At 50.8% G+C, this 10,028-nt stretch carries 11 protein-coding genes; 10 read left to right on the top strand and 1 reads right to left on the bottom strand.

Annotated features, from left to right (window positions below; all coding sequences use genetic code 11):
• A partial coding sequence (locus Q4C79_RS12455) for a LysR family transcriptional regulator (protein ID WP_303091343.1) occupies nt 1-816 on the top strand: 816 nt, incomplete at its 5' end.
• 415 nt (nt 817-1,231) lie between these two features.
• Here Q4C79_RS12455 and tal read toward each other — a convergent pair.
• Nucleotides 1,232-2,287 (bottom strand): transaldolase, encoded by a 1,056-nt coding sequence (gene tal / locus Q4C79_RS12450; RefSeq protein WP_303091342.1) that lies wholly within the window; start codon nt 2,285-2,287, stop codon nt 1,232-1,234.
• A gap of 192 nt (nt 2,288-2,479) precedes the next feature.
• On the opposite strand from tal, the gene Q4C79_RS12445 reads away from it, so the two are divergent.
• The 9 genes from Q4C79_RS12445 to Q4C79_RS12405 all read left to right on the top strand — a co-directional run bounded on the left by Q4C79_RS12445 (nt 2,480) and on the right by Q4C79_RS12405 (nt 9,919).
• The gene (locus Q4C79_RS12445) at nt 2,480-3,454 is read left to right on the top strand and encodes an SIS domain-containing protein (protein WP_303091341.1); all 975 of its coding nucleotides are present in this window, start codon (nt 2,480-2,482) and stop codon (nt 3,452-3,454) included.
• 14 nt (nt 3,455-3,468) lie between these two features.
• Nucleotides 3,469-4,002: an HAD family hydrolase gene (locus Q4C79_RS12440; RefSeq protein ID WP_303091340.1), complete on the top strand. Its 534-nt coding sequence runs from the start codon at nt 3,469-3,471 to the stop codon at nt 4,000-4,002.
• A complete protein-coding gene (gene lptC, locus Q4C79_RS12435) occupies nt 3,999-4,580 on the top strand; it encodes an LPS export ABC transporter periplasmic protein LptC (RefSeq protein WP_303091339.1) in 582 nt (193 codons plus the stop codon). The genes Q4C79_RS12440 and lptC overlap by 4 nt, the downstream gene beginning before the upstream one ends.
• On the top strand, nt 4,561-5,070 hold the full coding sequence (gene lptA, locus Q4C79_RS12430; RefSeq protein WP_303091338.1) for a lipopolysaccharide transport periplasmic protein LptA: 510 nt from the start codon (nt 4,561-4,563) through the stop codon (nt 5,068-5,070). The genes lptC and lptA overlap by 20 nt, the downstream gene beginning before the upstream one ends.
• A gap of 95 nt (nt 5,071-5,165) precedes the next feature.
• On the top strand, nt 5,166-5,918 hold the full coding sequence (gene lptB / locus Q4C79_RS12425; RefSeq protein WP_303091337.1) for an LPS export ABC transporter ATP-binding protein: 753 nt from the start codon (nt 5,166-5,168) through the stop codon (nt 5,916-5,918).
• Nucleotides 5,919-6,026: 108 nt separating this feature from the next.
• Nucleotides 6,027-7,382 carry an RNA polymerase factor sigma-54 gene (gene rpoN / locus Q4C79_RS12420; protein WP_303091336.1) on the top strand — a complete coding sequence of 452 codons (1,356 nt, stop codon included), beginning with the start codon at nt 6,027-6,029 and terminating at the stop codon, nt 7,380-7,382.
• A 62-nt stretch (nt 7,383-7,444) separates the two neighbouring features.
• Nucleotides 7,445-7,768 carry a ribosome-associated translation inhibitor RaiA gene (gene raiA, locus Q4C79_RS12415; RefSeq protein ID WP_303091335.1) on the top strand — a complete coding sequence of 108 codons (324 nt, stop codon included), beginning with the start codon at nt 7,445-7,447 and terminating at the stop codon, nt 7,766-7,768.
• Between the two features lie 465 nt (nt 7,769-8,233).
• Complete coding sequence (locus Q4C79_RS12410; RefSeq protein WP_303091334.1) at nt 8,234-9,310, top strand: calcium:proton antiporter; 1,077 nt, start codon at nt 8,234-8,236, stop codon at nt 9,308-9,310.
• 324 nt (nt 9,311-9,634) lie between these two features.
• Nucleotides 9,635-9,919 carry a hypothetical protein gene (locus Q4C79_RS12405; RefSeq protein ID WP_303091333.1) on the top strand — a complete coding sequence of 95 codons (285 nt, stop codon included), beginning with the start codon at nt 9,635-9,637 and terminating at the stop codon, nt 9,917-9,919.
• Nucleotides 9,920-10,028: the final 109 nt, after the last annotated feature.

The following is a 10,028-nucleotide window of genomic DNA, read 5'->3' as shown; positions in this document are numbered from 1 at the left end:
TTGGAGATGCAGCCCTCCACCTTGTCGCATGCCATGCGCACCTTGGAGAAGCGGATGGGAGTATCACTTTTGCACCGCACCACCCGCCATGTATCACCCACGGAAGCGGGGCAGGCACTGTACGCACAAGTTGCTCCGGCCTTTTCCGATATCGCCATGGCTGTGGAGCATATCAATCCGTTTCGCCAGCATCCGGCAGGTACGGTCAGGCTTTCCGTGCCGCGCATGGCGGCGGCGCATGTGTTGGCGCCGCGTTTTCGTGAGTTTGCCGAACGCTATCCTGATGTGACCTTGGAGATTTCCGCCAACAACGGTTTTGTCGATATCGTCAAGGAAGGTTTTGACGCCGGGGTGCGCTTGGGTGAGCACATACAGAAAGACATGGTGGCCGTACGCATTACGGCGGATTTTTGCGACGCTGTGGTCGGCTCGCCCGAATATTTCCAGCGCTTCGGCATCCCCAAAACGCCCCACGATTTGACGGTGCATCGCTGCATCGGCTGGCGGCAGAACAGCGCTGGCAAACCCTATCGCTGGGAGTTCGCCAAAGATGGGCAGAAAATCAATGTGGCGGTGAACGGCCCGCTGATGCTGGATGATTTCGAATTGATGCAGCAGGCGGCGCTGGAGGGCGTGGGGCTGGCCTATTCGGAAGTTACTCAGTGCAGCCAATATTTTGAAAGCGGGCAATTGATACGCGTGCTGGCCGATTGGTGCACGCCCTATCCCGGGTTTTTTCTGTATTATCCCAGCCGTCGAACTTCGGCGGCATTGCGTGCGCTGATTGAAATGCTGCGCTATCCGTTGCCTGTCTGAACAAGACGAATATAGCGGATTAACTTAACTTTCGCTACGGCGTTGCTGCGCCTTGCCGTACTACTTGTACTGTCTGCGGCTTGCTGCCTTGTATCGAAAATTAATTTAATCCGCTATAACAGCGGCTGAAGTGTAATAACAGATTAACTTAACTTTCGCTACAGTGTTGCTGTGCCTTAGCTCAAAGAGAAAGATTTTGTAAGCCGCTTAAGCGACGATAGAAGGCGACAGAATCGGTTCCGTACGTGTGTATTGTCTGCGGTTTGCTGCCTTCGAAGTAATTAAATCCGCTATATTTAATACGATTGCCGAACCAAGTTATTCGGTCATTTAAGATGTAAAAATGCCTGTCTGAAAAGTTTCAGACAGGCATTTTATTGATATCCAAAAGCCACTTGAGCGATTGAATTCATAATTAAGCCAAGGGCTCCAGCAGTTTGGCAAATGCGTCTTCAAACTGTTTCAAACCGTCTTCCTGCAAGCGCTGCGCCAACGCTTCCAGATCGATACCGAGTTTGGACACTTCTTCCAACTGAGCCAGTGCCTGATCGGTGCCTTCGGTAAGTGTCGGAGCGGCCTTGCCGTGGTCGATAAAGGCTTTCAGCGTCGCATCGGGTACTGTGTTCACCGTAGCGGGGCCGATTAAGCTGTCTACATATAAAGTATCGGGATAGGCCGGGTTTTTCACGCCGGTAGAGGCCCACAGCAATTCTACGCGGTTGGCGCCTTGCGCTTCCAAGCGTTGGAATGTTTGGCTGCCGAAATAGGTTTCCCAATCGCGGTAAGCAGCTTTGGCCAGTGCAATGGCAACCTTGCCTTGCAGTGCTTCGGGCAGGGTAGGATCAAGCGCGTTATCGACACGGGAAATAAAGAAGCTGGCCACCACATGGATGTTGTCTACTTTACCGCCTGCTGCCAAGCGTGCTTCGATGCCTTTTTGATAGGCGGCGTAGGCTTTTAACGTTTGTGCACGTGAGAACAACAAAGTCAGGTTCACACTGATTCCGGCGCTTACCAATTCAGTTAGGGCTTCGATGCCTTCATCGGTGGTCGGCACTTTGATCATCACATTGGGGCGGTTGATGGCTTGGTGCAGACGCTTGGCTTCGGCGATGGTGCCGGCAGCGTCTTTAGCCAGATCAGGCGCAACTTCGAGGCTGACAAAACCGGTTTTGCCGCCGCTGGCCTGATGTTCAGACAGGCATACGTCGCAAGCGGCCTGCACATCGGCAATCGCCAGTGTTTCGTAACGCTGTTTGGGGCTTAAATCCTGCTGTTTCAAACGGCTGATTTCGTCGGCATACAAAGCGTCGCCGGCAAAAGCTTTTTGGAAAATGGCCGGATTGGAAGTGACGCCGCATACGCCTTGTTGCAGCATTTGCGCCAATTCGCCGCTCTGAATCAGCGAGCGCGACAGGTTATCCAACCAAATTTGTTGTCCGAGGGCTTTAACGTCCGATAAAATAGTCATGTTGAGTATCTCTCTTGATTGAAGTGGGTAATGGCATTAATGCTACCCCGAAAGTGGGCTTTTGAATACCCCCGATGCTGTTGATATTTGCTTTTCCAAGCGGATTTTGACAGAAGGAAACGCAAATACCAGGCAAAATGCGGCAATCCGGCAGTCACTAAATAAACGATGCCTTTTAACGACGGAGAATTAATGGAACAACACGAGCAATATTTGGATTGGGCGCGCGAAGTCCTCAGAACCGAATCCGCCTGTCTGAACGAAGCGGCGGAATCGCTGGATCAGTATTTCGTTCATGCCGCACAAGCCGTTCTGGCCTGTAAAGGCCGGGTTGTCGTAACCGGCGTCGGCAAGTCCGGCCACATCAGCCGCAAAATCGCCTCCACTCTCGCCTCGACCGGTACGCCTGCGTTTTTTGTCCATCCCGCAGAGGCGGCACACGGTGACTTGGGTATGATTGCAGACGGCGACGTAGTGATCGCAATTTCCCACTCGGGCGAGAGTGACGAACTGACCGCGCTGCTGCCTGCCTTGAAACGTAAGAAAATCACCCTTATTTCCATCACCTCGCGCCCTACTTCCACGCTGGCGCGTACGGCCGATATCCACATTAAAGTAGCGGTGTCGCGCGAAGCCTGCCCGCTGGGTTTGGCACCGACTTCCAGCACCACTTCCGCCTTGGCGGTAGGCGACGCATTGGCGGTGGTGCTGCTGCGTGCCCGCGCGTTCACTCCCGATGATTTCGCGCTCAGCCATCCGGCCGGCAGCTTGGGCAAGCGTTTGTTATTGCGTGTGGGCGATATCATGCGCAAAGACGATGCGCTGCCGGTGGCGCACGCCGGTATCTCGATCCGCGACGGCATTCTGATTATGAGCAAGAAAGGCTTGGGTATTCTGATTATTGTCGATGAAAACCAGCGCTTGGAAGGTATTTTTACCGACGGCGATTTACGCCGGGTATTTGAAAAGTATGATAAGGTAACCGGTATGACACTGGACGAAGTCATGCACCCCAACCCGCAAACCATCTCTACCGACAAACTGGCCACTGAAGCGCTCAAGCAAATGGAAGACCGCCACATCAGCAGCCTGCTGGTTACCGACGAAGAAAATCGCCTGATCGGCGTGGTCACCATGTTGGATTTGCTCAACGCACGCATTGCCTGAATATCGGAAAACCTATGAATCCTTCTTTAAACCTGCAACAGCGCGCTGAGCGCATCAAACTACTGATTATGGATGTCGACGGCGTACTCACCGACGGACGCATCTATATCCGCGACAATGGCGAAGAAATCAAAGCGTTCCACACGCTGGACGGCCACGGCTTGAAAATGCTGCAAAACAGCGGCGTGCAAACCGCCATCATCACCGGCCGCGACGCGCCCTCGGTGGGCGTGCGGGTCAAACAGCTGGGAATCGGCCATTACTACAAAGGCATACACGACAAAAAAGCCGCGTACGCCGAACTGCGCCAAGCCGCCGGAGTCGAAGAGTACGAATGCGCCTTTATCGGCGACGATGTGGTGGATTTGCCGGTAATGATACGTTGCGGGCTGCCGGTAGCGGTACCCGAGGCACACGATCTTACCTTACAACACGCTGCTTATATTACCCGGCGATCCGCCGGCCAAGGTGCGGTGCGCGAATTGTGCGAACTGATTATGCGCTCGCAAGGCACTTTGCAAACCGCTTTAAACGAGTATTTGAAATGATGAAAAAATGGCGTGCCGGCTGGCTGTTTCCGTTGGTGCTCGCAGTTGCCTTGGGCGGCTTGAGCGCTTGGCTCGACCGCATCAGCGAAGTTACGGTGGAAGAAACGGCGCTCAACCCCAACGAGCCCAAATATCAGATGGAAGGCATCACCGGCAAGCGTTATGATGAGCAAGGCATGCTGAAAGAAAACCTTACGGCCAGCAAAGCTTGGCAATTGCCCAATAAAGACGAAATCGAATTCCAGTCGCCTGATTTAGAAATTTTCAACGCAGGCAGCCCACTCTACCAAGTAACCAGCAAAAACGCGCACTACAATACCGAAACACGCAAAATCTACTTTGAAAACGATGTGATCATGACCAAAGCGGCCGATGCACAGCGCCCCGCCGGCGTGCTGAAAACCAGCCGCATCATGATTGATACCCAAACCCGCAACGCCCAAACCGATGCCCTGGTTACCTTCCAATACGGCCAATCCACCGGCACCGCCAACGGCCTGACCTACAACGAAGAACAGGGCTTGCTTAACCTGCCCTCACGAGTGAAAGCAACCATTTATGATCCGAAACAACCGTAAAACCCTGCTGGCCGCCGTTTTCATCCTGCTTTCCAGCAGTACCGCATTTGCCCTGCAAAGCGACCGCAACCAGCCGATTCAAATCGAGGCCGACCAAGGCTCGCTTGATCAGAAAAACCAAAACACCACCTTCAGCGGCAATGTGATTGTCAAACAAGGCACCCTGTATATCCAAGCCGCCAGCGTTACCGTTTCCAAGGATAAAGCCGGCCAACAGAACATGAGCGCCCGCGGTAACCCGGTAAAATTCGGCCAGCAGCTTGAGAAAAACGGCAAGGTCGACGGCCAGGCCAATCAGGTTGAATATTCATCCGCCACCGGTATCGTCAAGCTTACCGGCAACGCCAAAATTACCCGCGGCGGCGACATGGCTTCCGGCAACATCATCACTTACAACACCCGTACCGAAGTCTATACCGTAAGCGGCAATAAAAACGCCACCAGCAAAACCGGCCGCCGCGTAAGCGTCGTGATCCAACCCAATCAATAACCCTACTATGCCTGTCTGAAAAAAGCTTCACGCTTTTCAGACAGGCATCTAAACATTCCATACGACTATTTAACCGCCCGCAAAAAAATATTACAATGACAGATACAACCCAAACCCCGCAAACACCCGGCAGCCTCGTGGTGAAAAATCTGCAGAAAAGCTTCAAAAAACGCCAGGTAGTGAAAGATTTTTCGTTGGACATCCGTACCGGCGAAGTGGTCGGTCTGCTCGGCCCCAACGGTGCGGGCAAAACCACCAGTTTTTACATGATAGTCGGCCTAATCGCCGCCGATACCGGCAGTATCCTGTTGGACGGCAACGAATTACGCCACATGCCCATCCACGAACGCGCCCGCTTAGGTTTGGGTTATCTGCCGCAAGAAGCTTCGATTTTCCGCAAGATGACGGTAGAACAAAACATCCGCTCGATTCTGGAAATACGGCTGAAAGACAAAAAGCAAATTGATGCCGAAGTAGACAAACTGTTGAGTGATCTGAACATCGAACGGTTGCGCACCAATCCCGCACCGTCTTTATCCGGTGGCGAGCGCCGCCGTGTCGAAATTGCCCGCGTTTTGGCCATGCAGCCGCGTTTTATCCTGCTTGACGAGCCGTTTGCCGGCGTCGACCCGCTCGCCGTAATCGATATTCAGAAAATCATCGAGTTTTTAAAAGCACGCGGCATCGGCGTGTTGATTACCGATCACAATGTGCGCGAAACTCTGCGCATTTGCGACCGCGGCTTTATCATCAACGACGGCCGGGTGCTGGCCACGGGCACCCCGGAAGAATTGGTGAACAACGAACAAGTGCGCGCCGTTTATCTGGGCGAAAATTTTGATTATTAATACCGGGCTGTTGCCCTCGCAAAACCATCGGGCTTGCCGATAAAAACAAATTCATAGCAAGCCCGCCGATTCAAACAATAAACACACTCACTCCATTAAAAACACATTATGAGCGGCCCCTCTTTCCACCTCAAACTCAAGCAGACGCAGCAGTTAAATCAGGCCATGCGCCAATCACTGCAAATTCTGCACATGTCCGGCATCGAGCTGGAACGCGAAGTCGACGAATGGCTGCAAGACAATCCTCTACTGGAGCGCAGCGAACCTACGGAAAGCTTTGCCGAACAGCCGCGACTTTCCGCCGCCGTCGCCAACAGCCGTCAAATCAACGGCGACGAAGCCGAAGATGTATGGGCAACCATCGCAGAAGAAGAAGATTTTCCCACCTATCTGCACAAACAAGTCTGCGAGCATCCCCTCAGCGATGCCGAGGCTGCACGCGTACACATCCTGATTGATTTTCTCGACGAGCAAGGCTACCTCAGCGAAAGCCTGTCTGAAATCATCGACCACACCCCGCTTGAATGGATGCTCGATGAAGACGATATGCAACAGGCACTCGATGCCCTGCAACTGTTCGATCCCCCCGGCGTAGCCGCCGCCAACCTTTCAGAATCACTGTTTCTGCAATTGCAGAGGCTGCCCTCCTCGCCCGAACGCCTGTGCGCCGCCAAAATCGTTCACAGCCATATGAATGATTTGGGCCGCAGCATGCAGCAAAACACAGTGCGCTTGAAAAAATACTTTCCCGAATATGACAATCGCACTATTGAAGCCGCACTGCAATTAATCAGCGGGTTAAATCCCTACCCCGCCTACGGTTTCGCCGGTAGCGAGCCTACCTCTTATGTCGAGCCGGATGTATGGGTAAAACCCGATGAAAACGGCCAATGGACAGTCGTCAGCAACGAAGCCGCCTGGCCGCAAATCAAGCTGAACGAAGAATTGAGCGACGCTCTGGCCGAAGCCGAAACAGTTGATGAGGCTTGGAAAGAAAAAATTCAGGAAGCCCGCCAGAAAATCGACAGTTTGGCCCTCCGGAAAAGCACGGTTTTGCGGCTGGCCGAATATATTGTCGAGCGGCAGGAAGACTTTTTCGTATTCGGCGAAATCGGCCTCACCCCCATGTTGCTCAAAGACGCTGCGCAAGCGCTTGATATATCTGAAAGCACCGTTTCACGCGCCGTCAACCATAAATATTTGGCTTGCCCGCGCGGTTTGTTTGCGTTACGCTATTTCTTCACACAAGCCGTTTCCACCGATGAAAATCAGGAAGGCACGAGCCAAAGTGCCGTCAAAGCCATACTCGGGCAGCTGGTTCAGGCGGAAAACAAACAGAAGCCCTACTCCGACGAAGCCTTGTGCCAATTATTGAAACAACAGGGAATCGATATTTCCCGACGCACCGTTGCCAAATACCGCGATGCGCTGGATATCCCTCCCGCCCATCTGCGCAAAGCATGATTCGAATTATGGTTACCCGCCTTTAGCGGATAACCGTTTCACCCACCGTAAGGAGCTCTATTATGAATTTAAAAATCAACGGTTTGAACTTCGACATCACCAATGCCATCAGAAATCATGTAGAAAGCAAGCTGGCCCGCATCAACCGCCATGCCGACAATCTGATTAACGTAACCGTCACCCTTTCGGTAGAAAAACTGCAACACAAAGCGGAAGCGGATGTCCACTTAGCCGGTAAAGACTTGCACGTAGAAAGCGTGGAATCGGAAATGTACGCCGCCATCGACACGCTGATGGACAAACTGGATCGAGCCGTATTGAAACATAAAGAGAAATCAGGGGACGTGCGAGCCAACGGTGCCCCTCCACCTTCTGATACGGAATAAGATTCAGTAGGCGACAATCCTAAGCTTGAAGTCGCCGCCAAACAACAAAATTAACCGGCATTCCGCTTAAGGAATACCGGTTTTTCTTTCAATACTTTTATCAATATAATGATTTTTCGATTAATTTTCTTTATAATAACGCCTTTTCGCAATCTGGCTAACCATATAATTTTTATTGCCTTCAAGCAACCTGCTTTTTCAGACAGGCATTAAAAACATGCAAAATACACACCGCAGAATCAAGCGGAAAAGTACGGCAATACAAGATTAACGGTGTCTTGGCACAAGGTCCCGAAACATTAACCACCCGAACCAATACCAATATCCGGACAATAGATTAATATCGATGCCGGCCGTTCTGGCCACCATAGTAGATAACACCCCTCTCATCTGATTGGGCAAAATAACTTCCGGCACGGCTTGATACATTATTTTTACACATCCAAAGAAGGGTTTTATCCACTTATGGCTTCACACTCACACTCCTCCCTACCGCTCTGGTCAATACTGCTTCCTCTTCTGGCTTGGGCATTATATTTTATCGGCATTAAAGATAATGCTTGGCTGGAAATCGGCGGAGGCCTGTTACTGATCAGCAGCGTGCTGGCAGCAGTGCACCATGCCGAAGTAGTGGCGCACAAGATCGGCGAGCCGTTCGGCTCCGTAGTACTCGCGCTGGCGATTACCGTAATCGAAGTCGCGCTGATTGTCGCACTAATGGTGGCAGGCGGCGACAACGCCGCCTATCTTGCGCGCGACACCATATTCGCAGCCATCATGCTGATTTTAAATGGCATTCTAGGCATAAGCCTGATGATAGGCGGCTGGAAGCACCGCGAGCAGTTTTTCGGACAAAAATCCGCCAGCACCGCCCTGATTACCTTGGTCGCCATTTTGGTATTGACCTTGGTGCTACCCAACTTCACCACCAGCACCGAAGGCCCAACCTATAACTCTGCACAAATGGTATTCGTGGCCATCGCCTCTTTGGTGTTGTACGGCTCATTTATGATGGTACAAACCGTACGCCATCGTGACTATTTTCTTGCCGATGACGATGACCACCACCACGCCGAACCGCCCAGTACAAAAGTCGCTCTAACCAGTTTGGGCCTATTAATTATCTGCTTGGGTATTGTGGTGTTATTGGCCAAAGCCCTCTCTCCGGCGATTGAAGGCATTGTCGCCCAAATCGGGGCCCCGAAAACCTTGGTAGGCGTGATTATCGCAGCAGTGGTGCTGTTGCCCGAAGGCCTGGCAGCCTTGAAAGCCGCCCGCCGCAACCGCTTCCAAACCAGTCTTAATCTGGCATTGGGATCGGCACTGGCCAGTATCGGCTTAACCATTCCTTCGGTCGTATTGGTTTGCCTGCTCTACGATATCGACCTGATTTTGGGCTTGGACATCAAATCCATGGTATTACTGGGTTTGTCTGCCTTTACCGTAATGCTTTCGCTCAATCAGGGTCGCACCAATATGCTCTATGGTATTGTTTTGCTGGTCAACCTTGCTGCTTATATCTTCACCGTGATTGTGCCTTGATTTAATTTATTATCAAAAAAGCCGGCTTCTTCGAGAAACCGGCTTTTCTATATTCCTATCCCCAACAATACAATTATAAAAATAAATTAAAACAAGAATATCCATTGAACAAAAAAACAACAATAAGTAATAAGTTGTTACTTTAGACACACAACAAGAAAATCATTTACACACTATCAAATTATTTTAAAAATGGAATATAAAATTATATTTTCAATTTACTTAGAATTTTAAACCTATAAATAATATTTAATAGAAATTTAATATCAAATTTTAATTGTTCACACTTTTACCCATGCCGTAAAATCATCAAAAAAATAAAAAATGACCTTGGCAAACCAGAAAAATAAGCGTAAATTCACTCACAAGAACTACATACAGCTACAAAAATATCACAAAAGCATAACAATATTATTATTAATCTATACACCATCTCAAACAATGAGCGCTTCATCCGACATTCGCCTTAATCGAATTCCTTCCCGTTCGGAAGACGTTTCAGACAGGCATGGCTTCTTGGCCTGTTTGGTAACGAAAGTCTTTGTCGGTGTAGAGTTGAGCTGCGCCGCCAAAGGGCAGGCGAAAGCCTGTTTTGTTTGTGAAGCGTAAATCTCTGATTTGAGGTATTCGGGGTAACCTGCCACAGGTTACCCCCTTTTTTATCTCTTGAATTGTCAAACCAAGCGCAACGTTTTTCGAAACAGCACCTCATAAGCAC

The sequence above is a fragment of the Neisseria sp. genome (genome assembly GCF_030523955.1).
Taxonomy (GTDB): domain Bacteria; phylum Pseudomonadota; class Gammaproteobacteria; order Burkholderiales; family Neisseriaceae; genus Neisseria.
The sequence above is the reverse complement of the archived record's forward strand: the minus strand, read 5'-3'. Positions and strand labels throughout refer to the sequence as shown.

Coding starts and splice junctions, on each gene's coding strand:
- Q4C79_RS12440 (WP_303091340.1), top strand. CDS start 3,469: ATGAATCCTTCTTTAAACCTGCAACAGCGCGCTGAGCGCATCAAACTA.
- raiA (WP_303091335.1), top strand. CDS start 7,445: ATGAATTTAAAAATCAACGGTTTGAACTTCGACATCACCAATGCCATC.
- Q4C79_RS12410 (WP_303091334.1), top strand. CDS start 8,234: ATGGCTTCACACTCACACTCCTCCCTACCGCTCTGGTCAATACTGCTT.
- lptC (WP_303091339.1), top strand. CDS start 3,999: ATGATGAAAAAATGGCGTGCCGGCTGGCTGTTTCCGTTGGTGCTCGCA.
- lptB (WP_303091337.1), top strand. CDS start 5,166: ATGACAGATACAACCCAAACCCCGCAAACACCCGGCAGCCTCGTGGTG.
- rpoN (WP_303091336.1), top strand. CDS start 6,027: ATGAGCGGCCCCTCTTTCCACCTCAAACTCAAGCAGACGCAGCAGTTA.
- Q4C79_RS12405 (WP_303091333.1), top strand. CDS start 9,635: ATGACCTTGGCAAACCAGAAAAATAAGCGTAAATTCACTCACAAGAAC.
- tal (WP_303091342.1), bottom strand. CDS start 2,287: ATGACTATTTTATCGGACGTTAAAGCCCTCGGACAACAAATTTGGTTG.
- lptA (WP_303091338.1), top strand. CDS start 4,561: ATGATCCGAAACAACCGTAAAACCCTGCTGGCCGCCGTTTTCATCCTG.
- Q4C79_RS12445 (WP_303091341.1), top strand. CDS start 2,480: ATGGAACAACACGAGCAATATTTGGATTGGGCGCGCGAAGTCCTCAGA.